General features: G+C 66.3%; 18 protein-coding genes. 6 read left to right on the forward strand and 12 right to left on the reverse strand.

Features of this window, described 5'->3' with window-relative positions; all coding sequences use genetic code 11:
* Positions 1-43 precede the first annotated feature (43 nt).
* The 3 genes from rsmA to V6F88_RS24800 are packed head-to-tail and all read right to left on the reverse strand — an operon-like array spanning position 44 to position 4,827.
* Positions 44-829: a 16S rRNA (adenine(1518)-N(6)/adenine(1519)-N(6))-dimethyltransferase RsmA gene (gene rsmA / locus V6F88_RS24790; protein ID WP_332612898.1), complete on the reverse strand. Its 786-nt coding sequence runs from the start codon at positions 827-829 to the stop codon at positions 44-46.
* Between the two features lie 18 nt (positions 830-847).
* Entirely contained in the window at positions 848-2,440 is a 1,593-nt protein-coding gene (locus V6F88_RS24795) for a peptidylprolyl isomerase (protein WP_332612901.1), read from the reverse strand.
* Positions 2,437-4,827, reverse strand: a complete 2,391-nt coding sequence (locus V6F88_RS24800; protein ID WP_332612902.1) for an LPS-assembly protein LptD — start codon at positions 4,825-4,827, stop codon at positions 2,437-2,439. The genes V6F88_RS24795 and V6F88_RS24800 overlap by 4 nt, the downstream gene beginning before the upstream one ends.
* 168 nt (positions 4,828-4,995) lie before the next feature.
* Here V6F88_RS24800 and V6F88_RS24805 point away from each other — a divergent pair, with 168 nt between their 5' ends.
* The 6 genes from V6F88_RS24805 (at position 4,996) to V6F88_RS24830 (ending at position 10,041) form a co-directional block, all read left to right on the forward strand.
* The gene (locus V6F88_RS24805; protein WP_332612903.1) at positions 4,996-6,036 is read left to right on the forward strand and encodes an aminoglycoside phosphotransferase family protein; all 1,041 of its coding nucleotides are present in this window, start codon (positions 4,996-4,998) and stop codon (positions 6,034-6,036) included.
* A complete protein-coding gene (gene murU / locus V6F88_RS24810) occupies positions 6,036-6,722 on the forward strand; it encodes an N-acetylmuramate alpha-1-phosphate uridylyltransferase MurU (RefSeq protein WP_332612905.1) in 687 nt (228 codons plus the stop codon). Before V6F88_RS24805 ends, murU begins: the two co-directional genes overlap by 1 nt.
* Before the next feature lie 148 nt (positions 6,723-6,870).
* Complete coding sequence (locus V6F88_RS24815) at positions 6,871-7,569, forward strand: DUF6776 family protein (RefSeq protein WP_332612906.1); 699 nt, start codon at positions 6,871-6,873, stop codon at positions 7,567-7,569.
* Between the two features lie 128 nt (positions 7,570-7,697).
* Positions 7,698-9,323 (forward strand): FAD-dependent monooxygenase, encoded by a 1,626-nt coding sequence (locus V6F88_RS24820; protein WP_332612908.1) that lies wholly within the window; start codon positions 7,698-7,700, stop codon positions 9,321-9,323.
* The gene (locus V6F88_RS24825) at positions 9,320-9,580 is read left to right on the forward strand and encodes a hypothetical protein (RefSeq protein WP_332612910.1); all 261 of its coding nucleotides are present in this window, start codon (positions 9,320-9,322) and stop codon (positions 9,578-9,580) included. The genes V6F88_RS24820 and V6F88_RS24825 overlap by 4 nt, the downstream gene beginning before the upstream one ends.
* On the forward strand, positions 9,577-10,041 hold the full coding sequence (locus V6F88_RS24830) for a MarR family winged helix-turn-helix transcriptional regulator (RefSeq protein WP_332612911.1): 465 nt from the start codon (positions 9,577-9,579) through the stop codon (positions 10,039-10,041). Before V6F88_RS24825 ends, V6F88_RS24830 begins: the two co-directional genes overlap by 4 nt.
* Here V6F88_RS24830 and V6F88_RS24835 read toward each other — a convergent pair.
* The 9 genes from V6F88_RS24835 to tssF all read right to left on the reverse strand — a co-directional run bounded on the left by V6F88_RS24835 (position 10,038) and on the right by tssF (position 24,188).
* Positions 10,038-10,364, reverse strand: coding sequence for a 4a-hydroxytetrahydrobiopterin dehydratase (locus V6F88_RS24835; RefSeq protein ID WP_332612913.1), 327 nt, complete (start codon positions 10,362-10,364; stop codon positions 10,038-10,040). The genes V6F88_RS24830 and V6F88_RS24835 overlap by 4 nt on opposite strands.
* Before the next feature lie 10 nt (positions 10,365-10,374).
* Entirely contained in the window at positions 10,375-11,022 is a 648-nt protein-coding gene (locus V6F88_RS24840; protein WP_046807634.1) for an OmpA family protein, read from the reverse strand.
* 108 nt (positions 11,023-11,130) lie between these two features.
* Positions 11,131-11,739: a hypothetical protein gene (locus V6F88_RS24845; protein WP_332612915.1), complete on the reverse strand. Its 609-nt coding sequence runs from the start codon at positions 11,737-11,739 to the stop codon at positions 11,131-11,133.
* A gap of 12 nt (positions 11,740-11,751) precedes the next feature.
* A complete protein-coding gene (locus V6F88_RS24850; RefSeq protein WP_332612916.1) occupies positions 11,752-14,886 on the reverse strand; it encodes a T6SS effector BTH_I2691 family protein in 3,135 nt (1,044 codons plus the stop codon).
* Positions 14,883-15,830 carry a hypothetical protein gene (locus V6F88_RS24855; RefSeq protein ID WP_332612918.1) on the reverse strand — a complete coding sequence of 316 codons (948 nt, stop codon included), beginning with the start codon at positions 15,828-15,830 and terminating at the stop codon, positions 14,883-14,885. Before V6F88_RS24855 ends, V6F88_RS24850 begins: the two co-directional genes overlap by 4 nt.
* Positions 15,827-18,559: a type VI secretion system Vgr family protein gene (locus V6F88_RS24860; RefSeq protein WP_332612919.1), complete on the reverse strand. Its 2,733-nt coding sequence runs from the start codon at positions 18,557-18,559 to the stop codon at positions 15,827-15,829. Before V6F88_RS24860 ends, V6F88_RS24855 begins: the two co-directional genes overlap by 4 nt.
* Positions 18,560-18,575: 16 nt before the next feature.
* Entirely contained in the window at positions 18,576-21,269 is a 2,694-nt protein-coding gene (gene tssH, locus V6F88_RS24865) for a type VI secretion system ATPase TssH (RefSeq protein ID WP_332612920.1), read from the reverse strand.
* A gap of 25 nt (positions 21,270-21,294) precedes the next feature.
* Positions 21,295-22,386: a type VI secretion system baseplate subunit TssG gene (tssG, locus tag V6F88_RS24870; RefSeq protein ID WP_046807639.1), complete on the reverse strand. Its 1,092-nt coding sequence runs from the start codon at positions 22,384-22,386 to the stop codon at positions 21,295-21,297.
* Positions 22,350-24,188, reverse strand: coding sequence for a type VI secretion system baseplate subunit TssF (gene tssF, locus V6F88_RS24875; protein ID WP_332612922.1), 1,839 nt, complete (start codon positions 24,186-24,188; stop codon positions 22,350-22,352). The genes tssG and tssF overlap by 37 nt, the downstream gene beginning before the upstream one ends.
* Positions 24,189-24,238: the final 50 nt, after the last annotated feature.

The raw sequence follows: 24,238 nt of genomic DNA on the forward strand, positions 1-24,238 counted from the left end.
GGACACGCGCCGCGCCTGCTTGCAACGCTCCGCCGCTTCGCGCTTACTGAAGCAGGCCCGCTGCCACCAGCGCATCCGACAGGCGGATATACCGGTCCACCGAAATGTCCTCGGCGCGCGCGGTAGGCGCAATGTCCAGCGCTTCCCAGGGCACTTGCGGCGCCCAGTCGGCCAACACGCGACGCAGCATCTTGCGGCGCTGCGAAAAAGCGCGCGCCACCACCGTTTCAAAGGCGCGCACGCTGACCGGTTGCAGGCGGTCGGCCGGCAGCGGCACCATGCGCACAATCGCCGACACCACCTTGGGCGGCGGGTCGAACGCTTCCGGCGGCACATCGAACAGCTTGTGCATGCGATAGCGCGACTGCAACATCACCGACAAGCGGCTGAAATCACCAGAGCCCGCTTGCGCCACCATGCGGTCGATGACCTCGCGCTGCAACATGAAATGCTGGTCGCGAATGTGGTCGGCCCACGTCATCAGGTGGAACAGCAGCGGGCTGGAAATGTTGTAGGGCAGATTGCCCACCACACGCAGCGCGCTGCCGAATTGCGAGAAATCCACCGTCAACGCGTCGGCTTCGACCACGGTCAGGCGCGACGCCTCGAACTGCTTGCGCAGGCGCGCGGCCAGGTCGCGGTCGATTTCCACGGCGGTGAGATGGTCCAGACGCTCTAGCAGCGGCCGGGTCAAGGCAGACAACCCTGGGCCGATCTCGACCACGGCATCGTCGCGGGCGGGGGCAACCGCCCGGACGATGGACTCGACGACGCTTTCGTCGGTCAGGAAGTTCTGGCCGAAGCGCTTGCGCGCCTGGTGTTGAGACATGAAAAGCCCGTAATGCGTTTAGCGGTTGTTCTGCTGGATCTTTTGCTGCTTTTCAAGCCGGTTGTCGACGTAAGCCTGAGCACGCAGTTGCTCCAGCCAGTCTTCAAAAGCAGGCTGGGCGCGGCGCTCGAACAGAATCTGGCGCGCCTTCATGCGGGCCAGGTCGTCGGTGGCGTCGTGTTCGCGGCGTTCTTCGACTTCAATCAGGTGCCAGCCAAAAGGCGACTGGATCGGCGGGCTGATTTCGCCCGGCTTCAGCGCATTCATGGCGGCTTCGAACGGCGGCACGGTTTCACCCGGGTTCAGCCATCCCAGTTCGCCGCCCTGTGGTGCGGTGGCGTCCTGCGAGTACTGGCGCGCCATGTCTTCAAACTTGGCGCCACCCGACACCAGGCGCTGACGCACCTGTTCCAGGCGCTGACGCGCGGTTTCGTCGCTCATGACGGTGGACGTCTTGATCAGGATGTGGCGCGCGCGGGTCTGCATGACCTTGGTCGGGCCTTGCTGCGCGGGCGCTTGCGGACGCGCGGCGGGCTGCGGGGCAGGCGTGGGAGCCGGCGCGCGGGCGGTGCGGCTGGGCGCCGGCTGGGCCGTGCCGCGGTCCATCACCTTGATGATGTGGAAACCGTTGCCGCTCTGGATCAGGTTGCTGACCTGGCCCTTTTGCAGATTGCCGATGGCCTTGACGAACAGGTCGGGCCAGCCGTCCAGCGGACGCACGCCCATCACGCCGCCTTGCAAGGCTTCGGGACCATCCGAGGACGCTGCCGCCAGGCTGGCGAAATCGTCGCCGCGCTTGGCGCGGGCCAGGATGTCTTCGGCCTTCTTGCGCAGCACCGCCAGCTGTTCCGGGGAGGAGCCTTCGGGCACGCGGACCAGAATCTGGGCCAGCGCGTACAGCATCGGACCCGAGGGCGCGGCGGCCTGCTCGGGCGCGGGCTCGGGCTGCGCCTGCGGTTGCGGTTGGGGTTGCTGCTGCGCTTGCGGCGCGGCGCCAAACGCCGGGTTGCGGCGCTGGTCCTTCAGGAACGCATCGACTTCGGTGTCGGAAATGACGATGGTGGAATCCACCGCGCGCTGGCGCAGGCGATCCGTGCGGATCTCGTCGCGCAACGACTTCCGATAGGCGTCCCAGTTGGTGCCGGACTTTTCGATTTCGCCGCGCAGTTGCGCCACGCTGATCTTGTTGCGCGACGCGATGGTCTGGATGGCCTGGTCCACCTGGGCATCGTCGACCCGAATACCAAGGCGGTCGGCTTCGTGGCGTTGCACCCGTTCCATGATCAGACGCTGCAACACCTGGTGCTGCAAGGTCTGGTCGTCGGGCACCTGGATGCCGCGCGACTTCAATTCGGACGAAATGCGGACGGACGCGTCGCGCAGTTCGCGCAACGTGATCACGTCCTTGTCGACCACGGCCGCGATGCCGTCCACGAACTGCTCGCCCTGGGGCGCCGGCGCGGTTTTCTGAGCGGCGGGCGCGGCCTTGGCGCCATTGTTCGCGGCCCGGCCTGTTGGCTCGGCCGCGTGCGCGGCGGGAAGGCCGGCGCATAAGGCCAACAACAGCGCACTGCCGGACAGGCGGCGCAAAGAGTGCAACCTACGCATCATTCATACCTTTCAAATGTGGTCCCAGCCGGCACGGGCGGTGTAATGCTGGTGTAGCCGGGGATACTTCTGTTCAGCAGGTTCATCGGGTCGGTTCCCAGGGAACCCAGACCGGTCAGCTCAAGCTGGAAGAACACAGCGGAGTTCGCGTCCGTTGCCGATACAGCATAGCGCTGGTAGACCACGCGGCCCACCCAGCAGCAATCGCCCTTGTACTCGACGCCGGCGATGGCCTGCGTGACACGGGGGGATTCCGTCGTGTTGGCCACCGTGCTGGACGGCCCGGAGCGCAAGGAATAATCCACGCGACCCACGCCGTACCAACGCTTGTTGAACGGCCATTGCAACGCCAGGCTGACCTGGTTCTGGCCTTGGGGCTGATACTGAACGCCCGGTTGCGGATCGCGCTGATAACGATACGACAGCGCCACCGTGGTCAGGCGCTGCGGCGACCAGCGTGCGCTGACCAAGCCGCGCGACCACTGGTTCTGGTAAGGATTGTACTGAGCGGCCACGTCGGTGCTCAGCGTGTCGGTCAGTGCCGCGCTGGCGCCCACCAGGAAGTCGGAACGCACGTTTTCACGCGGCGTTTCGCCCGGCAGCGTGACTTTTTGATCTTCAAAATACAGGCGCTGCGCCACAGCCAGCGACATGCGCTCGAAGCCGGTATTGGCGTCCAGCCAGCGCGTGGTCAAGGCGGCCGTCAGCTGGTTGGCGTTCGAGATACGGTCCCAACCGCCGGTGTAGATGTTCTCTTCAAAGGCTTGCGAGAAGCTGAAGTCGGCCAGCGACGTGTCGTAGACCGGCATCTTGGACTGGTCGCGATACGGCACGCGCAGGTAGTACAGGCGCGGTTCGAGCGTTTGCGTGGACGCCTTGCCGAACAGCGACGTGTCGCGTTCGAAGATCAGGCCGGCGTCCAGCGACATGATCGGCACGGTGCGCGATTGCGAACGCGGCAGGCCGTCGGCCGAACCGCCGTTCAGGCCCAGCGCATCCACGCCATACCATTTGGTCTGGTACTGGGTGTAGTTCACGCCCGCCTTGGGGATGATGAACCAGCCCGGGCGCACGATCGGGTACGACACTGTCGGGTAGGACTGCAAGCGGTCGCCATCCGGATAGCGAACCGTCGAGCCGAAATCGGGACGGCGGAAACGCACGGCGGTGGATGTCCAGTCGACATCGAAACCGCCCCAGTCATAGCGCGCGCCTCGCAGGTAGAGCTCGGGTTCCTTGTCGTACGGCGGCACCAGCGGCGCGTCCGGGTCCTGCAGCGTCTGGTACTTGTAGACCTGTGCGTACGTGCTCCAGTAGTTGGACGCCCAGCCCACGCGGCCGCGCTGCGGCAGGTAGGTGGTCGACGCCTGGTTCAGGCCCAGCTGCGAGATGTCGCGGAAGTAGTCGTCGTCTGAAACCTTGGCGATGTCCCAGTCGGCGTAGAAGCCGTGCGAGAACGTCTGTTGGTGGCGCCACCAGTACATCCAGCGGTCTTCGCTGGTGACGTTGTCGTTGGGCAAATAGGTGCCGTCCAGGGTGCCCAGATAGGACGAGCCCAGGTAGCGGAATTCGCCGCCCAGCTGCATGCCGCGCTTGGAGAAATAGCGCGGCTGGACCGTCATGTCGTAGTTGGGCGCCAGGTTCAGGTAGTACGGCAACGAAATGTCGAAGCCGCCCTGGCTGGTGGTGCCGTACGTCGGCATCAGGAAGCCAGACTTGCGCTCTTTCTTGACCGGGAAGGTCATGTAGGGCGACGCCAGGATCGGCACGTCCTTGAAATACAGCACGCCGTTGCGCGCCACGCCTTCGTTTTCGTCGAAATCGATATCGACGGTGTTGGCCTTGATGTACCAGGACGGCGTTTCGCACGCGCAGCCGCTGTACGTAACCGTATGCAGCCGCATCTGCGACTTGCTGAAGATGTCGGCGTGTTCGGCAACGGCGAAACCGCCGGTGGCGCCCATCCAGAAGTTGGGCTTTTCGACCTGGCCTGAATATTTGTCGACGTTGAACTTGGCGTTGGGGCCGGTCACCAAGGTGCCGTCGCGCATCATGCGCGCACTGCCCTGGACATCGACTTCGCCGGTGTCCTTGCGGTAGTTGATGCGGTCGCCCTTGATCACGCCGTCGATGCGGCGCACTTGCGCGCTGCCGTTCAGCGTCAGGTCGGAATCGGGGTCGCCCTCGATGCTGTCGGCTTCCAGGTACGCGGGGATGCTTTCATCCGGCAGGCGGTGAATTCGCAGACCCGGCGACGTACGCAACACGGGCGCTGCGGGGGTCACGGTTGCTGCGGACGCCGCGGGAGTCGAACCTTGGCTGCCTTGAGCCTGGACGGCTCCGGCGGCCACGCTGACAGCAGAGAGGATCAACCACCGAACCTTGCGCACGAGTGAAAACAGCCCTTTTTGACAATGGGAAAACCTGGCATCGGCGGCGGAGAACGGCCGATGCTGGTGGAAACGAGCCGGTATTATAGAGAAGCCGCGCCATACGCCCAGCCTTATGTGCGCCGAACGCAAATTTCAGCAATATTGCCCTTCTGACACGGATCTTCCTTGAAAAACGATCACGACCCCCGCCTGGTGCAGATTCGCAACTGGCTGGAAAGCCTGCCCAAAGCCTTGAACCTGGCCGTGGACACATTGCGCCCGGCCTCCGCCGACGCCAGTTTTCGCCGTTATTTCCGTTTGGACGCCGGTGAGCGCACCCTGATTGTCATGGACGCGCCACCCGCGCACGAAGACTGCCGCCCCTTCCTGCACGTGGGCCAACTGCTGGCCGATGCCGGGCTGAACGTGCCCCAGGTGCTGGAACAGGATCTGGACCAGGGCCTGCTGCTGCTGTCCGACCTGGGCGAGCAAACCTACTATCAGCGCATCCAGGCCGGCATTTCCGATAGCGACTTGCAGACGCTCTACCGCGAGGCACTGGCCGCGCTGGTCCGCTTGCAGCAGGCGTCCACGGCCGGTCTGGCCACCTACGACACGGCCCGGCTGGCCGACGAGCTAAAGCTTTTCCCCGAGTGGTACGTCAACAAGCACCACGGCGTCACGCTGGACGACAAGACCGCCAACGCCCTGGAGAAGATCTTTGCCCTGCTGTCGACCAGCAACGGCGGCCAGGCGCAGGTGCTGGTGCATCGCGACTTCCATTCGCCCAACCTGATGGTGTGCGACCAGCCGCAGTACGGTCCCAACCCCGGCGTCATCGATTTCCAGGACGCGCTGGTCGGCCCCATCACCTATGACCTGGCCTCATTGGTTACCGACGCCCGCACCACCTGGGAAGAACCGCAGCAGCTGGACTGGGCCATCCGCTATTGGGAAATGGCGCGCGCGGCAGGCTTGCCCGTGGATGCCGACTTTGCCGAATTCCATCGCGCCTACGAATGGATGGGCCTGCAACGCAACCTGCGCATCATGGGCGTGTTTGCCCGCCTGAACCACCGCGACGGCAAGGCGCATTACCTGGCGCACATGCCGCGCATGAACGGCTACGTCCGTCAGGTGGCCCAGCGCTACGGCGTTTTCACCCCGCTGCTGCGCCTGCTCGACCAACTGGATGACCGCCAGGTCAGCGTCGGATACACCTTTTGATGCAAGCCATGATTCTTGCCGCGGGGCGCGGCGAACGCATGCGACCGCTGACCGATCGGCTGCCTAAACCGTTGCTGGCGGTGGGCGGCAAGCCCCTGATCGTCTGGCACCTGGAACGCCTGGCGGCGGCGGGCATCCGCCAGATCGTCATCAACCATGCCTGGCTGGGCCACGAGATCGAACGCGCACTGGGTGATGGCAGCGCGTTCGGCGCGCAGATCCGGTATTCAGCCGAAGGCACCGCCCTGGAAACCGCCGGCGGCATCGCGCAGGCGCTTCCCCTGCTGGGCGATGCGCCGTTCCTGGTCGTGAACGGCGACGTCTGGTGCGACTGGGACCCTGCCCTGGCGCCGTCCCTGGCGGCCACTGTGCCGGATGGTGGCGTGGGCTTGTTGATGGTCGACAACCCCGTGCAGCACCCGGCCGGTGATTTCCGGCTATCGCCCGATGGCGCCTTGCATGCCGACGGCGAGCCGCGTTTGACCTATGCAGGCATCGGCGTCTACCATCCTTCGTTGTTCGCGGATGTCCAGCGCGGCACGGCGGCGCCCTTGGCGCCCCTGCTTCGGCAGGCAATGGCCAGAAACCTGGCGCGCGGCGCGCGCCACGACGGCCGCTGGGTAGATGTCGGCACCCCGCAACGGCTTGCCGACCTGGACGCGGAGCTCCTCGCAGCAGCACGCTGACGCTCACATATTTCACAATATCAAGGTGCGCAACCAGGCTTGTCCGCGCACCCAAGCCCCCCGGCTAACGGGGTATTCTCTGACGCTTTGGCGCGCGCGGGCACCCGCGCGAACAAGCACATACACAGGAAGTTTTCTAGGAATGGGGATGTTTGGAAGATCGCAACGGGCTGTATTCAAGCCCTCCGTGTACCAACCCGGTCAACGCACGCGGCGCCTGCCGCGCTGGCTTGTCCTGCTGCTGGTGGGAATTGCCCTGGGTGCGGGCGGCGTGCTCTTCCTGCAAACGAACTACGGCCCGCAACGCCTGACGGTCGAGCAGTCCGAGTCCCTGCATAGCGAGCTCAGCGCGTCCAACCTGGAACGCCAGCGCCTGCAAACCCAGCTGGAAGAAGCCACGCAACAGCGCGACGCCAACAAGTCCGGCCACGAAAAGCTGACCACCGACCTGGCCGAAGCCCGCGCCAAGATCGATACGCTGAACAAAGAACTGGTCCTGTTCCAGGACGCCATGCCGCCGGACCCGCGCGGCGGCAACCTGGGCATCCGCTCGGCCACGTTCAAGCGCGCCCCCGGCCAGCTTGACTACCAGGTTCTGGTGATGCGCGAAGAGCGCACCGGCGCGCCGTTCAAGGGCACGCTGACGTTCAGCATTGAAGGCAGCTATTCCAATGGCCGCGCCGCAACCGTCACGCCGGAAGGCCCCACGCTGAATGTCGACCGCTACGACTACGCGCTGGGCCAGCTGAAGCTGCCCGACGGCTTCAACGCCCGCGTGGTGGTGCTGCGCGTTATGGACGCCAACCAGAAGCAACAGGCGATGCGCATCTATAACGTGCGCAACTAAGCGCGCCGCGCTTGCGAAAAACCCGCCCGATTCGATCCGGCGGGTTTTTTTACGCGCAACCAAAGTAGTTGCGCACGCAACCTATCAAGAATATAGTTGCGCAAACAACCAAATATCCTGGAGACAAGATGCCGCTACCCGCGCATGTACCCGTGTTGATCGCCGGCGGAGGCCCGGTCGGCCTGACGCTGGCCGCCCTGCTGGCCGAGTACGGCATCGCCTCGCTCACGGTCGAGGCGGACGACGACTATTGCAGTGGCAGCCGCGCCATCTGCATATCGCGCCGATCGCAGGAAATCCTGGGCTGGGTCGGCGCCGACAAACCCCTGATGGAAACCGGCCTGGCCTGGACGGGCGGCCGCAGCTACTACCGCGACCGCGAAGTGCTGCACTTTCAGATGCCGCACGACCCCTTGCAGCGCTATGCGCCCATGGTCAACATCCAGCAATACTCGGTCGAGAAATACGCGCATCAGGCCATGCAGCGCCACCCCGATCTGGCCGCATTGCAGTGGTCGGCCCGCGTGGCCGGGCTGCGCGCCGACAACGATGGCGTCACCGTCGAGATCGACACCGACGGCGTGCGCCAGACCGTGCGCGCCGACTGGCTGATCGCCTGCGACGGCGGCCGCAGCACCGTGCGCGAGGCCATGGGGCTGAAGCTGGAAGGCATGCAGTACGAAGGCCGCTACGTCATCGTCGACATCGAACAGGCATCGACCCGCCCCGTTGAACGCCTGGCGTGGTTCGACCCACCGTCCAACCCCGGCTCGACCTTGCTGATGCATCGCCAGCCCGGCAACGTGTGGCGCGTGGACTACCAGATCCGCGACGACGAAGACCCCGACGAAGCCGTCAAACCGGAAAACGTCTTGCCGCGCGTGCAAAGCCATCTGGACATGATCGGCGAAACCGCGCCGTGGAAAGCCCTTTGGATTTCGGTCTACAACGCCAAGTGCCTGACGCTGGCGCAGTACCGTCACGGACGCGTATTGTTTGCCGGTGACGCCGGCCACCTGGTCCCGATCTTTGGCGTGCGCGGCCTGAACTCCGGTCTGGACGACGCCGGCAACCTGGCCTGGAAACTGGCCTGGGTCTTGAAGCGCCAGGCCCCCGACAGCCTGCTGGACAGCTACAGCATCGAACGTGTCCACGCCACGCGCCAGAACCTGGCTTATGGCGCCAAGAGCACGGAATTCATGGCGCCGCCGGACTTCGGCTTCCGCTTGATGCGTGAAGCCGCGTTGCGGCTGGCGTTGGTGGACGAGACGGTGCGCCCGCTCATCAACCCCCGGCAGTCCGCGCCCATTTCGTACGACCCATCACCCTTGAACCTGCAAGACGGCGCACCGCAAGCCGGCCCCGCCGCCGCCCCGGGCCAACCCGTGCCCGATGCGCAGTTGCAAGACGGCTCCGCTGTCCGCTACCTGAGCCAGAGTTTCGGCCGGGGCTTCGTGCTGCTGGCGGTATCGCCCGGCCCCGCGCTGGCCCGTGAACTGGACGCCCTGGCCACGGCCACGCAAAGCGCGCCGCACCCCTTGCAGATCATCCAGGCGGGCGCGGGTGGTCTGGACGACGCGCATGGGCAGTTGCGCCAGCGCCATGGCGCCCCCGATGGCCTGGTCACGCTGATCCGCCCGGACGGCTACGTGCTGGGCCGCTGGTCCGCGCCTGACACCGAACAGCTACGCGCCGCGTTGGCGCCCTATTACCCTTCGATCGCCCTGCCCGCAACCCAGAAAGGCCAAGCATGAACAACGACGATCTAGACCACGTGTACACCGGCATGGCGCAAGCGCTGACACGCGTGGGCGAATCCCAGGCGCCGCTGTTTCTTTCGATATTGGGCTTGTCATTGCTGTCACGCCAGCCCGATGCGGCCACGGCGCTGGCGCTGTTGGCGCAGGCCGAAAGCGCCTGCCTGGAGCAGGCCGCTGTGGCAAACTATCCCGCCACCAGTACCGTCCACCCTACCGCCCCTACCGCCCCCCCCACCGCCCGCCCGACGTGAAACCGCCCGCCCTGGAACGATTCCTAACGTATCGCCTGCACGTGCTCAACAAGATCACGGACCGCGACACGAATCGCGCCTACCTGGAAGACTGCGGCATTCCGCTGGGCGAAGCCCGCTGCCTGGCCGCCATCGGGCGCTATGCGCCGCTGTCGGTCAATGACCTGGCGCGCGCGGCCAACCTGAACAAAGGCCAGGCCAGCCGATCGGCGCAGGCATTGGTGGAACGCGGTCTGGTGGAAAAGGCGTTGTCGGCCTCGGATGGGCGCGGCGTGGTGCTGACGCCCACGCCCGAGGGCATGGCGCAGTATCAACGCATCATTGAATTGATCGCGCGCCGAAACGACGAAATATTCGGCTGCCTGGATGCCGACGAACAACGCGCGCTGGGGCAGATGCTCGATCGCCTGATCGAGCATCTGCAAGCGCGCGAAGACGTCGCGGCGGACAGCGACGGCTAGGCGTCGGCCTTCGGCGCCGTGGCGCCCATCTGCGTGGCCGCCTCGTCCATAAACTGCGCCATGCGCACGTCCAGTTCAGTCACCCCCCCCGCATCATGCGTGGTCAAGGTCACGTCCACCCGGTTGTAGACGTTGGTCCACTCCGGATGGTGGTTCAGCTTTTCCGCGAACATGGCCACGCGCGCCATGAACCCGAACGCCGCGTTGAAGTTCGGAAAGCGGTAGCGCTTTTCAATGGCGTCGCGCGTGGCCGCGGCCTGCCAACCGGTCAGCGCGGCCACGGCGGTATCGGTGCCGATACGGGCGGGGGGAAGCATGCTCATGAGACGGACCTTATTGCTTGACGGCGTACAAGTAGATTTCCACGCGCCGATTCAGCGCGCGCCCTTCGGCGGTCGCATTGTCGCCGATCGGGTCGCTGGGGCCGCGCCCTTCCACCGCCATGCGGCCGGACGCCACGCCCTGCTTGGCCAGGTAGTCCGTCACGCTCTTGGCGCGGTTGATCGATAGCGTCTGGTTATGCGCCAGCGCGCCCGTGCTGTCGGTATGGCCGACCACCTTGGTGCGCAATTCGGGATGCTGGTTCAGCGAACGGGCCACGCTGTCCAGCACCGGCAGCAACGCCGGCTTGAGCTGCGTCTTGTCCGTGTCGAACGACACGCCGCTGGGGATATTGACCTTGAGACTGCCATCGGGCATTTCGACCACGTCGATGCCCAACGAGGATGCGCCGGACTGCTGCACATCTTCCTTGACCACCTTCCAGTTGTAGCCGACCAACCCGCCCGCCACGGCGCCAATGCCGGCGCCAATCGCCGCGCCCTTGCCGTGTCCGATCAACGCGCCGATGCCGGCGCCCACCGCCGCCCCCGCGCCCGTCCCGACGGCGGTGTTGGTTTGCTGCTGCGTTGCACAACCCGCCAGCAACGCCCCTGCCGCCGCCACCACGGCCATCCGGTTGATCATTGTTCTTGAGTTCATGGCAACCTCCAACTATTGCATCGTTCAGCCGGGTGATTCCGGCTGAACCATGCTAGCAAGGGGATGCGGGGCGACAAGCAACATTTTGTACTGCCGCAGGCGGTGCTTTCAGCCGCGCCTGCCCAGCAGCATCGTCAGGCCGAACAGCGCGCCCAGGCCGCCCACGATTGCCAACGAGATCGACGGCTCGCGCAGGTTCATGGCCAGCGCCGCGGCCGCCACGCCCACCGCGGTGATGAAGCCACCCACCACGCGGCCGCCGGCGGACCCGTAGAAATGCGTGCGGCGCGCACGTTCAGCGCCGGCGGGCTGGCGCTGTTGCCAGGCGTTCAACGCCTGCTCGAAGTCCCGCAGCAACCGTTCGCGGCTGGGCAGGTCAACCGGGCTGACCAGCAGCGTGGGCAAGCCCGGGCGGATCAGTTTCAGATAATCGTCCGTGCCCCAACTTTTCAGATCGGCAAACGCAATCGGCCCGCGCCGCGAAAACTCCAGGCCGTCGGGCGTGACCTTGACGGCATTACGGGTGGGAAAGCCGCGAAAGGCGATCAACGGCGGCACCAGCAAACCCAGCACGGCGAGCACGATCGCCATGACCATCGGCCCCCGGTTGAAGACGATCAACATGAAGCTGCCTGCCGCCAGCGCAAAGCCCAAGGGCACCGACAGCTGGTGCCAGCGCGTATACACGGCGGCCTGGACGCCTTCATTACTTTGCATGCTTGAACCCTGTCAGTTTTTTGCTTTCACCAGATTGGTCCCATCGCTGCCCACCGGCAACGCGCGCACTTCCGGCATGCGTTCCGGATCCGGCCAGAACTCGATCTTCAAAAACGCTTCGGTGAAGATATCGTCGTCGACCAGTACCTCGGTGCGCAGCGTCGCGTAGCCATTGTGAACCTGGAACTGCACCGAATCTTCCCACGGTTTGCCCGTGAATTCGATTGCCTGGCTGCGGTCCTTGCGGACCCAGCGCCAGATGTCGGCCCAGCCCGGCCGCGCGCTCAAGCCGTCCACATAATCATCAACCTTGTCCATCCACGTCCTGGGGTCGGGCCGACCCGCCACCATCTGCGCCTGCGAGGGCGCGCGCGGTTGCAGATCCGGGTCCCGCGCGCGTGGCGAGCCCCGGCTCGACACCACGGCCGTCACGCCGGCGCCGCCCAGTTTCAGGCAGTACGCGTAGTCGCTGCTTTGCGTGTAGCCGGGCATGACCACTTCCAGCAGCAGCCGGTCGCGGCCCGCCACTTCGCCACTCCAGAAGCCATACCATTGCAGCGTCACGCGCACGCCGAACACCGCGGTGTTGAAATCCTCCAGCTCTTCTTCGCGGTTGGGATACAGCTCGCGGCCTTGCACGCCTTCGAATTCTTCCGCGCGCATGCAGCAGCGCGTATACCAGACCTCCAGCTGGCTTTCGGTCGCGCTGTCGCCCCAGAACTTGAAGTACAGGCCGGCCACCAGCAGGCACAGCCCCAGCGCAATCCAACCCCACACCGGAATGCCCAGCAGCACCGTGCCGCCGCTGGTCAAGCCGACCATCGCCCCGCCGAAACCGCCCGCGCCCGCCGCCACGCCGGCCGTGCTGAACGCGCCGCCCACGGCGATCACGGCCGTGGCCACGCCGGTCAGGCTGGACATCAACAAGAACGCGGACGACGTGGCATAGGCCCCGCCCGCTTCATAGTTGTGCACGTCGTACTGGTCCTTGGCGTTCATGGCGTTGTTGGCGCTGTCCACGAACGTCGCGGCGGTGGCGAACACCGCGCCCGCCGTGCGGAACGTGGCCAGCCGCAAGTTCAGCCGCAGGTTCATCGTGAACGCGGTGTTCGCGCCGACCCGCGCGCCGATTGCGCCCGTCGTGACTTCAATCGCCACGCTGCCCACACCCAGCACGCCCGTGGTGATGCCGAACCAGGCCTTGCGTTCTTTTTTCGCATCCCCGAGCGCTTGCGCGGCGTTCAGATCCGACACCGACGTGTAGATCGCCACCAGCGCCATCACCCCCGTCGCGCCCGCGAACTGTGCATCGCGCGATTTGGCGTATTTGATCAGCCCCGCCATCGGCGACATCGTGGGCGCGGGCAACGCCAGCATCGGCGGTGGCGCGGGCAGGCCCAACGGCGGCGCTGCCGTGGGCGTCGGCCGTGGCCGCCCCGTCGGCGCCGCATTCAGCTGCGCATCGACTTCTTCGGGAATCACGTAGTTGACGGTGACCGGCCGCGAAGCCTCGGATTGCGTGCCGATCCAGCCCGAACTCATGTGCTGGGTTGCGGTGACGCCGCCCCCCGCCGTGATCGCCAACGACGGGTTCTTGGAGTCCCAGATGATGTTGTGCATATCCGCGATCATGCGCGGCACCGTGGTGGTGTGGCTGCGCACCACCAACACGGTGTTCATGCGCGCCGCCATCGTCATCTGTACGCGCGCCGCCACCCGTTCCGCGATGGGGTCGCGCGCCAGCGTCAGCCGCAACAGCTGCGTCGCCATGAACCGGCCGATGGCGGTGGTGGCCGCGCGCGTCGGCGTCGGCAGGCCCTTCGCCCGGCGCTCCTTGAGCCAGTCGTTATAGCTCTTGATCATCTTGCGCACGGTGGACACCTGCTTGGCCAACTTGCCGCGCGCTTCTTTTTGCAGGAAGGCCAGCAGCTCGCCGTCGTTCGAGGCCAGGCCGCGCCAGATCGCCTCGTACAGCCCGTCCCTGTCGTCTTCCTTCAGCGATTCGTCGATGGCCTTGTGTTCGCTGTGGACCGCGCCCGCGCCGTCCACGCACAGCGCCAGGTCCTCTTCCAGCCGCGCGCCCGCCGCCGCGTCGTTGGGCGAGTACGCTTTCAGCGTCATCCAGAACGCTTCGCGGCCATACCACCACGCCCAATCCTTGCCCGCGCCCTCGATCAGGTCTTTCATGCGGTCGATGCTGGCGCGGTTGTCGCGGATGGTCTTGGTGACCTTGCTCATGTTGATGCGCTGGTGCATCCGCTTGATCTCATCGCCCGATGCGTCCATCTGCTTTTCCAGCCCCTGGATGATCTGCGCCACGCCCACTTCACGCAGCCGCGTCGGGTCCAGATGGTGTTCGGCCAGTTCCCCCATGCGCTTGTTGCGCCACGTGGAGATGTCCGCCAGCAAGCCGACCGGGTCGCGCAGCGCCAGCACCACGCCGCCCTTGGACGACATCTGCCGCATCTTTTCCGCCATCGCGCCGGCCTTGCCGCCGAAGGTGGACACGGCCGGACTCAGCGTGTTGTTGAACAGCGTCGCGGCGCCTGCGGCATCGCGGAACTCCACCGAATGCGCGGCCAGGTTGGCGCCATCCGCCGTCACGCGGTAGCCGGTGTCGGGCTTGGGATGCCCACCGCCCCAGACCGCGCGCGCATCCAGCTCGACCATGATCTTGCTGCGCCAGCGTTCATTGCGCGTGAGTTCGCGGCGGATATCGCGCGTCCACCACACCCGCGAATAGCCGACCCACACCGGCCGCGACGCATTGGCCGGCGCTTCCACGTTGATCAAGGCCGATTCCAGGCCGTGCCCTTCGCGCGTGCAGGTGAACGTGGGTTGCTCGGACGGACGATTGTCGTCGTCCACCGGCACCTCTTTCATCTGGCCCGTGGCCGTGGCGGCAAACGCGCGCCAGCCGTAGCTGCGGCGCGGGTCCCACACGTACACATAGCCGGCGGTGATGGCGCGCAGCATGTAGGCGCCCTGGCGCATGGTTTCGTAATGCAGCTCGGCGTCCGCGTACACGCCGTTGGGCAAATCGTTTTTGCCGCCCGGCACGTAGCCGATCCGCATCGGCAGGATCGGCAAACCCGGCCGGCCGCAAAACTTGCCCTTGCAGGGAAGCGCGTCGTAGTCAGTCGTCATGCTTGTCGATCCTCCGGGGCCTGCGCCTGCCGCGCAAACCTCCACCAATCCTCATCGTCCATGTCTTCGACCGCGCTGCGCAGGCGGCCGCCCTCTTCCTGCACCTCGCGCAGCAGCGCGGCGAATGACGGCGCGCGCTCCAGCGGCGCATCCAGCCGCACGCGCCAAGCCGCGAACAAGGCGGCGTCTTCGTCGTCTGTGATGCCGCGGTCGGCGGCCACATCCAGCGCGCGGCGGACCGGCTCCAGCGCCGACGGGCCAACGGCAAGGCCGCCGCCGTTCAAGCGTTGCAGCACCGCGTTCACCAAGCCCAGCCGCGCCAGCCGGGGCCAATCCGGCGTGGCCGTCTGCATCGGGCCGGGCGTGTCCGGCAGCGCCTGCCAGCGCGCGAACCCGTCAATGCTCATCCACGTGGCGCCCGCGATCCATGACGCAGGCGCGCAACCCGCATACAACTCGCTTTGGAATTGCGTCGTGCGCGGGTCCCAGAACCGCAGGATGCGCATGCGACCCTGGGCATCGCGCAACCGCGCGCGCAAGATCAGGCGCTGCGCCACTTCGGCCAGCGGCAGGTCGGTGGCCAGCCACGCCGACATCGATCGCGCGCGCTTGATCGCGGGCGCGGGCTGCATGGCCTCGGCTACGGCCAAACGGATGCTGGAGTTGACCAGCCGTTCATGGGCGATCTCATCGGGCACTTCGGCCAGGTACAGGGGCGGCGCGGATGCGCCTTGCGACAGCAGGTCCACCGCCCGCCGCTGCAATCCCGCGCGGGCAATGTCATCCGCCAGCGGATCGGCCAGCGTGGAATCGCACAGCAGCAGCACGCGGCGGTTGGCGCGTGCGTCGAGCACGGCGCGCAGGCCGGCAATCGCCTGTTCGACGGCGGCTTCAGTACGCGATTGCCCGGGTGGCGTGGCGGCTGGCTTCGCGTCGGTCCTCATGCCGCCAACGCCCCGCTGCCGGCCGCGTCTTCCAGCGCGGCGGCGCAGCCTTCCAATTCCCCTTGCGGCAGTTGCGCCGGCCCCGCTCCGCTTTGCGGACCGACCCAGTTGTGCACACCCGCCTTCAGCTCGACCTTGCCGGGCGCGTGCAGCTGAATGCCGCCGCCCTCGATACGCATGTATGCCCCCGCCGCCGTAGCCAGCACTTTTTTCGATGCCGTCACATCCACAGCCCCCTGCGCGGACACCAGCGTCACCGCTTTCTCGGCGATCAGCCGCATGCGCGCCTTCTGGCTTTGCAGGCGCAGCTTGCCGCCCGCCGCATGCAGCCGGATGCCTTGTTCCTGCACCGCCCGGCCGCTGCCGCCCAAGCCCTTGGTGAACAACACCACGCCTTGCGCAACGCACACCGCCAGATTCGCGCCCGCCGCCCAGTTCACGTCCGGCGCCACCTGGCACAGCGTGGTGCCCGCCACCGTGTAGGCGTTGTGCGGCGTGTACTGGCCGATGCCCTTGGGCGCGCTGACCTGGATGTGCGGCTGCGTGTAGGCCGGCACGTTCACGTCCTGCTCGGCCTGCGTGCCTTCGATGATCTTGCGCACCGCGTCCAGCTCATCCAGCGCGCGCGTCTTGTCCGCATCGCCGGGCAACGCGGCTTCCTGGCGCGCCGCTGCCTTGGACAACTCAGCGGCCTGCTCGATGGATTTTTCCATCTGCGTGATGGCCTCTTCGCTATCCAGCAAGCCGCCGGCCGCCCCTTCGCGCTTGTCGGCGCTGATCAGCAGGCCTTCACCGGCGCGCAGGGCCAGCGCTTCGCTGGTGGCCAGCTCGGCGCCATGGCCCAGGTCCGACAGCCGCTCGTTGTCGCGCTGCTGCTTCAAGTGGCCCAGGCTCAGCCGGGCGTCCGCCTGCGTGGTCGAAGCCATCAGCCGCGACTGCCCCGGTGTGTCGTCCTGCACCAATTGGTTGTAGCCACCCATGCCCTGGCCGCTTTGCGCCAGCGCCTGCGTCTTGAAGCCGGACATCACCACGTTGTGCGCATGGCCGTCCTGCGTGCCCGCGAACCATGCGGGCGCATTGCCCGTGGCCTTGGCCGCGCCGCCCTGCACCTGGTTATTGGCGGCATTCTCACTGCCGGCGCCGTTATATAAAGCGCCCACCACAACGGGGCGGTCGATGTCGCCGTGCAAAAACTGCACCAGCACTTCCTGGCCCAGGCGCGGAATGAAGTGCCCGCCCCAGTCTGATCCCGCCACGGGCTCGGCCACGCGCACCCACGTGCCCAGCGAGTCCGAGGCCGGCGCGTTGTCCTCGCCGGCCGGATGCGCCTGCCGATTGCTGGACGCGCTGCCGCGTTGCCAATGAAACTGGACCTTGATGCGGTGATCGCGGTCGGTATGGACCGGGTCCTTGGCGCCCACCACCAGCGCGGTCTGCGCGCCATGCACCGTGGGCCGGGGGTGCAGCCGCGCGCCGTGGCCATCGCGCGTGCGGGGCCGGTATTCCACCGTGGCGGCAATGGCCTCGAAGCGGTTGCGATAGAAGTCGGCGTCCGAAGCACCCGCGGCCGCCGTTGCCGCGTCCCCACCCGCGCCCAACGCCGCCGCCACCGCTTGCCCCAGGCTTTCGTCAAAGTTGTTGCGCGCCTGGTGCTCGATACGCATCACCACAAAATCGCTGCCTTCGCCTTGCGACGGCGCCCAATGGCCCGTCAGCGCAAAGCGCAAGCCCGGCGCCAGCGTGCGCACCGTGCCCGCGCCTTCGTACAGCGACTGCCCCACGCGCTGCGCGGCCAGCGCGTTGTGCGCCAGCCGATCCCCCTGGTTGCTGTCTTCGAACAGGTATTGCCCGGGATAATCGGCATCCGCCAACTCCAGCGTGTTGGGCACCTTGTCATCCACCTGCGCGCTGACCTGGCGGGCCTGCATGGCGCGGTAGTCCCAGGTGGCCAGCCGCAGCGCGTTGGTGCGCCAGGCGCGTCGCTTGCGCCACGCCTGGATGGTGTCCTCGGTTTCGGTGGCGTCGGCACGCTGGAATTTCACGCTGTCTTGCGGGCCGCTTTTGAAGGCCCCGTTGTGGTCGGCAATGACGACGGTATGCGTGCCGGGTTCGCCGTCACCCGCCTCGTGCTCGACCCAATAAAACAGCCCTTCCTCGGCCAGCAGCCGTTCGACGAAGGCGTAATCGGTTTCGCGGTATTGGATGGTCAGGCTGCGCTTGGCGTAGACGTCGCGGTCTTTCAATTCCCAGCGCCATTGCGCGGCCACCGCGCCTTGCCCGCTGTAATCGCCGAACACGCTGTCCACGATATCGATCACGGACTGGTCCTGAAAGGCATAGCTGTCGCGCCGTTGGCGCAGCAAGGCCAGCCACGGTTCAATGCGCAGCCGGTAGCGGGCGAAGCCGCCGTTGGCGCCTTCAAAGCGCGCCTCGGACACCAGCCCGCACCAGAGGCGACGTTCGTCGCGGCCCAAGGCGGTTTGCAATGTCAGCTGCACCGGTTGGCCGATCAGGGTTTTCAATGCGATGTGCGCATCGTCGGACAGCGCATCCACTTGCAAGGCAAAGCCGCCGTCGCTCAACTGCTCGGTGCCATGCAAGCGTTCGGCCAGCAGCTTGTCCGGTCCCAGCGGCGTGCTCAGGTCCAGCAATCGATCCGCTTGGGTAAAGGCTGCGGCAAGCGGGCTTGCGGCAAGCGGACTTGCGGCGGCGGCATTTTCACGGAGCATGGTCGGCGTCTCCCGATCAGCTCATGCGAAAACGGAAGTCGCCGTTCTTGCCCGCGCCCACGCGGATCTTGGCAATGGCTTCACCCTGCGCCATGCGGCCAAGCACCTGCTCGGCAATCTCGGGCAGCAGCGCTCCGTTCAAAATGTGGTCCACGTTGCGCGCGCCGGTGTCCACCTCGGTGCAGCGCGCCAGCACGGCCTCGACCAGGGCGTCGTCCCATTCGAACTCCGCGCGGTGCGTGGCCTGCACGCGGCGGGCAATGCGCGCCAGCTTCAGGCCGATGATGTGCGCCAGCGCGTCGTCATCCACCGGGAAGTACGGAATGGTCTTCATGCGGCCCAGGAAAGCGGGCTTGAACGCCTTGTACAGCTGGGGCGCCAGCAGCTCGGTCAGCTGTTCCTGCGTCGGGCGTTCTTCGGCGGGCTTGTTCAGGCAGGCCTGCATGATCGTGCCGGACCCCACGTTCGACGTCAGGATGATGAGCGTATTGCGGAAGTCGATCTCGCGCCCCTCGGCGTCGTCCATCACGCCCTTGTCGAACACCTGGAAGAACATCTCCAGCACGTCCGGATGCGCCTTTTCGATTTCATCCAGCAGCACCACGCTGTAGGGTTGGCGCCGCACGGCTTCGGTCAGCACGCCGCCTTCGCCGTAGCCCACGTAGCCGGGCGGCGAGCCCTTCAAGCCCGAAATGCTGTGGGCTTCCTGGTATTCGCTCATGTTGATGGTGATCAGCTTGCGCTCGCCGCCATACAGGATGTCGGCCAGCGCCAGCGCCGTTTCGGTCTTGCCCACGCCCGACGGGCCGACGAACAGGAACACGCCCTTGGGCTTGTCCGGGTCTTCCAGCCCCGCGCGCGCCGTGCGCACGCGTTGCGCAATGGCATGCAGCGCGTGATCCTGGCCGATTACGCGTTCGGCCAGCATGGGTTGCAATTGCAGCACCGTACGGATTTCGTCGTTGACCATGCGGCCCAGCGGGATGCCGGTCCAGGCCGAAATGATCTCGGCCACGATCTGCGCATCCACGCATGCGGGCACCAGCGGCTGTTCGCCTTGCAGCGCGCGCAGCTCGTCCATCAGGCCGGCCAGGCGCTGCTGTTCCGGCGTCAACGTGGGCGCGGCTGCCTTGCGGCGCGCGGCGGACGGCACGGCGGTGGCTGGCGTTGCGTCTTGGCCTTGCGCTTCCAGTTCGGCGCGCAACGCATGGATACGTTCCACCAGGCCGGTTTCCGCTTGATGGCGCGCTTCGGCGTCCGTCAGCGTCTGCTGCACCGTGGTTATTTCCTGTTCCAGTTCGGCCAGGCGCGATTGCGGCGTGCCGGTGGCGGCCTCGCGGCGCAGCGCCGCCTGCTCGGTGCGCAGGCGAGTCAGCCGGTGACGCGCATCGTCGATCAATGCGGGCGTTGCACTGCGGCCCAGGGCCACGCGCGCGCACGCCGTATCCAGCACGCTGACCGCCTTGTCGGGCAGCTGCCTGCCCGTAATGTAGCGGTGCGACAAGCGCGCCGCCGCGCTGATCGCCTCGTCCAGGATGCGCACGCCAAAATGCCGTTCCATCAGCGGCGCCATGCCGCGCAGCATCGATGCGGCCAGGGCCTCGTCCGGTTCCTCGACCTTCACAACCTGGAAGCGTCGGGCCAAGGCCGCGTCTTTCTCAAAGTACTTTTTGTATTCGCTCCACGTCGTGGCCGCGATCGTGCGCAATTCGCCACGCGCCAGCGCGGGCTTGAGCAGGTTGGCCGCGTCGTTCTGGCCCGCCTGCCCGCCCGCGCCGATCATCGTGTGCGCCTCGTCAATGAACAGGATGATGGGCGACGGGCTTTTCTTGACCTCGTCGATCACGTTCTTCAACCGATTTTCGAATTCGCCCTTGACGCTGGCGCCGGCCTGCAACAGGCCCATGTCCAGCACGCGCAGCGTCACATCGGCCAAGGCGGGCGGCACATCGCCCGCCACAATGCGCAGCGCCAGGCCTTCCACCACGGCCGTCTTGCCCACGCCCGCCTCGCCGGTCAGGATGGGGTTGTTCTGCCGCCGCCGCGTCAGGATATCGATCATCTGGCGGATCTCGGCATCGCGCCCGATCACCGGGTCGATCTTGCCGTCGCGCGCGCGCTCGGTCAGGTTCGCGGTGTACTGGTCCAGCGCGGGCGAAGCCGACAGGCCCGGCGCGGGCTGCGCGGCGTCGCCCTGGGCCGGCGCGCCGTCGGCGAAACCGACCGCCTGCCCGCCCTCTTCCGATCCCTCGGTCAGCGCCGCGAAGTCGTGTTTCAACGCATCCAGGCGGAACGATTCAAACATGGGCGAACCGCGCCGCGCCAACTGGGCCAGATCGGGTTCGGTCAACAAGGCCAATAGCAGATGCCCCGAGCGAATGCGCGTCGTCTGCGTGTCCAGCGAAGCAATCAGCCAGGCGTGTTCAAACAGCTTGGGCAGATGCGCCGAGAACACCGGCGTGCGCGTATTGCCGCTTTTGAAACGGCCGATCTCGGCCTTCAGATCCGCTTCCAACGCGTCCGTGGGAATGTGGCAGCGCCGCGCAATCATGGCCAGGTCGCTGGCGGGCTTTTCCAGCAGCGCCAGGAACAGGTGTTCCAGGTCCACCTCGTAATGGCCCTGCGCCATGCACAGGCTGGCCGCGCGTTCGGCGGCCTGGCGGCAGGTCTGGTTCAGCTTCCCGATCAGGGTTTTCAGCGGTGTGGCCATGGATTTGTTTTTCTAAGTCGATGGATCAGTGAATCGTGTGCAGTTCGTAGCTGGCGTCGTCGCGGTCGCGCGTGGCCGGTTCGGTGGACAGGAAGGAATTCCAGCCCAGCCGCACATCGCCATCCCCGCCTAGTTGGCTGGGCCCGATGCTGTCGCGCGCCAATACCAGGCGCACTTCGTATTCAAAGGTCATGCCGCCAAACATCGTCAGTAGTTTTTCCAGCGCCTGGGCGCGCTCGCCGCCCGGCAGAAAATCGGCAAAGGCCTGGCGTGACAGCGGGCCGATCCACAGGCGGATCCGCAGGTCGCGCTGCCAGATGCGATCGCCCGCCAGCGCCGACACGCCCAGCACCGCGCCGGGCCGGCCCAGCTGCGTGCGGTTCTGCGGGGGCACGTCGTACCAACGCCCCACGAATTGCTCCACGCGTAGCGGCACGCCGAAGTAGTCCTGCAACACGCGCTGCAAGAACGGCGCGGACACGGGCCGCTGGCGCGCGGCGGCCGCGTAGTGCGCAACGGATTCATCGAACACGCGGCCGGCGCCGTTGTGCAGGCGGTCGCGCAGCGCCGGATGGCCGATGCCGCCCAGCGCCAGCAGCAACGGCAGGTAGTGGTGATCTTGTTCGGCTTCGTGCCGCAACGGCATGCGATATTTCTTCCAGGCCGCATAAAACAACGCCGCGGCACGGTTGGAAAAAATATCGAAGAAAGCGCGTGCGCCCCGGTCGCGCCGCAGGCTTTCGCGGGTGGCCAGCATTTCGGAATAATGCAGCGGCAACGCGCCTTGCGCGCCCAGCAACCCGAAGAACGCGGGCGTCACATCCACGCGGCCAAGCCGCCCTTCCGACACCGCCGCCCGGCGCGCGGCTTCGTCGGCCAGCACCTCGCCATTCTTGTCATAGGCCACGGCGTCGACGATTTCGCTGGGCGGAAACCCCAGCCCCGGCGCGTTCGGAAAGCGCAGGTGCACCGGCACCGTATGCCGCGTGCCGCCGCGCTCCTGGCGCGCAAAGCACTGTTCAAGCAGACGCACCGCCTGGAAAAACTTGAAGCGCTGCGGCTCTGCCAGCAGCGCATCCATCACGCTAGTATGGCGTCGCCGTTGCATGGGGGGCATCGTAGAAGTTCCTCTGCGCCACGGCGCGACAGCACTACCAATTGCACGAAGCTGTTGGCGTGCACGTACAGGCCGAAGAAGCGGTTGATGACGGCCACGAAGGTGTGCAGGCTGGTGCCCACGAAGTGGTCTTCGTTGACGGTCAGGCGGATTTCAATGCCGCGCACGAAGGTGGCGAACGGCTCGCCCGGCATCCAGTGCGTGGCGGGCTTGTAGTCCAGCCCGACCAGCCCTTCGATCTGGCGCGCGGCCACCGCCGAGCCGGACAGGTCGTACAGGCGCAGCGTTTCCTTCAGGGCGGGCAAACCGCTTTGCACCAGCGACAAATGGTTCAGCGCCAGATGCGAAATCAAGCGCCAGTGCGCCGCCCGCCCCTGCTGAAAGCGATGGCTGTTCGTGGGGCGCCGCAGCATGCGGATCGCGCGTGCCACCGTGCCGCCTTCCATGAACAGGTCACCGCCCGACTGCCCCACCGCAATCTGCGCAGGCAGGTCGCGGTTGGTGCAGGTCAGGTCCAGGCTCAACGTTTCGGTTTGCGGTATGGACGGGTCGAAATCGATATCCACAATCGATATTTCGGTTTCATAGCCGGGGCTGCGCTGCGCCAGCGCGGCGTCGCGGCGCATCGTCCAGTAATGCCCTGCCGTCTCGGGCGATTCGCCATGGTGCAGCGAATAGAACGGCCGGAAATCCACTACGGCATCGCCCTGCGCGTTCTGCCGCACCTGGCGCACCCGGTCGATGGAATAGACCTCGTAGCCGTAGGCGCGGCGCGCGTCGGCCACCACCGGGTACGAGGCCGATGCGTGCGTCACGCGGATCGGGTCGGCGCGCTGGGTAAACAGGTTCACCACCGGCGTGCAGCCCAGCCGCAGGTTGTCCGCCGTGATGGATTCCAGGAGGCGCGCGGTATTGGAGTCGGCGCGCACGCCGGCCACCGGCAGATGCAGCGTGAACTGGCGCACGGTGCCCAGGTAAGGGCGCAGCGCGGCCAGGTCGATATCGACAAAGTTGAATTTTTCGGAGAAGACGAAGTACTCGGCCAGCAAGCGATAAGCCGGATGCGAACTGGCCGGAAAGTCGATCAGCGCGTCTTCTTCAGCCAGCCCCACCTGCGCCAGCGGAATTGCGGGCAGGCGGTCCCAGCGCCCGGGTTGCAGCTCGACATAAGCGGCCGCCGTGCGCAGGAACAGCGCATCGCGCAGCGCCGCCACGAAGGACGGTTCGCCGTGCAGATACACGCGCAGCTTGTCCAGCCCCGGCATGCCGAAATGCTGGTTCTCGCCCTGGCATCCCAGCGTGACGGCAAAGCGCCCCGTCACGCCCGCCGGCAGCTTGGCCGTGGCCGGCGCGTTGGCGCTGGAAAAATAGCCCGCGCGCTGCACCTCTATGGGCGCCAGCGTCACGTCGTACGCGGTGCGAAAGCGGCACGACACGCCGCGCACCGGATGCGATTTCAGTTCCGTGCCGCGCGCCACGCGCACGGCGGCGGACAGCTGCGCGCCGGCCCCGCCCAGGTCAAACTGCGCCACGCTGCACGAAGGAAAGGGCCGCAGATAATGCGGGTACATCACCTCGAATAGCGCTTCGGTGAATTCGGGGTAATCGTCGTCCAGCTTTTTGTTGATGCGGGCGCTCAACAAGGCGAACGATTCGATCATGCGTTCAACGTGCGGGTCCTCGCAGGTTTCACCCGACAAGCCCAGCCGCGCGGCGATCTTCGGATACTGCTGCGCGAAGTCGCGCGACGACGTCCGCAAGAACCCAAGTTCGCGCTCGTAATAAGGCAGCAATTCTTCCATTGTTGTCTTCCTTTCCAGCGCGCAAGCAGCACCTGCACTACAGGTTCATT

The sequence above is a fragment of the Achromobacter sp. ESBL13 genome (assembly GCF_036668755.1).
In the GTDB taxonomy this organism is placed as follows: Bacteria; Pseudomonadota; Gammaproteobacteria; order Burkholderiales; family Burkholderiaceae_B; genus Achromobacter.

Coding starts and splice junctions, on each gene's coding strand:
- rsmA (WP_332612898.1), bottom strand. CDS start 829: ATGTCTCAACACCAGGCGCGCAAGCGCTTCGGCCAGAACTTCCTGACC.
- V6F88_RS24795 (WP_332612901.1), bottom strand. CDS start 2,440: ATGATGCGTAGGTTGCACTCTTTGCGCCGCCTGTCCGGCAGTGCGCTG.
- murU (WP_332612905.1), top strand. CDS start 6,036: ATGCAAGCCATGATTCTTGCCGCGGGGCGCGGCGAACGCATGCGACCG.
- V6F88_RS24815 (WP_332612906.1), top strand. CDS start 6,871: ATGTTTGGAAGATCGCAACGGGCTGTATTCAAGCCCTCCGTGTACCAA.
- V6F88_RS24820 (WP_332612908.1), top strand. CDS start 7,698: ATGCCGCTACCCGCGCATGTACCCGTGTTGATCGCCGGCGGAGGCCCG.
- V6F88_RS24825 (WP_332612910.1), top strand. CDS start 9,320: ATGAACAACGACGATCTAGACCACGTGTACACCGGCATGGCGCAAGCG.
- V6F88_RS24835 (WP_332612913.1), bottom strand. CDS start 10,364: ATGAGCATGCTTCCCCCCGCCCGTATCGGCACCGATACCGCCGTGGCC.
- V6F88_RS24840 (WP_046807634.1), bottom strand. CDS start 11,022: ATGAACTCAAGAACAATGATCAACCGGATGGCCGTGGTGGCGGCGGCA.
- V6F88_RS24845 (WP_332612915.1), bottom strand. CDS start 11,739: ATGCAAAGTAATGAAGGCGTCCAGGCCGCCGTGTATACGCGCTGGCAC.
- V6F88_RS24850 (WP_332612916.1), bottom strand. CDS start 14,886: ATGACGACTGACTACGACGCGCTTCCCTGCAAGGGCAAGTTTTGCGGC.
- V6F88_RS24855 (WP_332612918.1), bottom strand. CDS start 15,830: ATGAGGACCGACGCGAAGCCAGCCGCCACGCCACCCGGGCAATCGCGT.
- V6F88_RS24860 (WP_332612919.1), bottom strand. CDS start 18,559: ATGCTCCGTGAAAATGCCGCCGCCGCAAGTCCGCTTGCCGCAAGCCCG.
- tssH (WP_332612920.1), bottom strand. CDS start 21,269: ATGGCCACACCGCTGAAAACCCTGATCGGGAAGCTGAACCAGACCTGC.
- tssG (WP_046807639.1), bottom strand. CDS start 22,386: ATGCCCCCCATGCAACGGCGACGCCATACTAGCGTGATGGATGCGCTG.
- tssF (WP_332612922.1), bottom strand. CDS start 24,188: ATGGAAGAATTGCTGCCTTATTACGAGCGCGAACTTGGGTTCTTGCGG.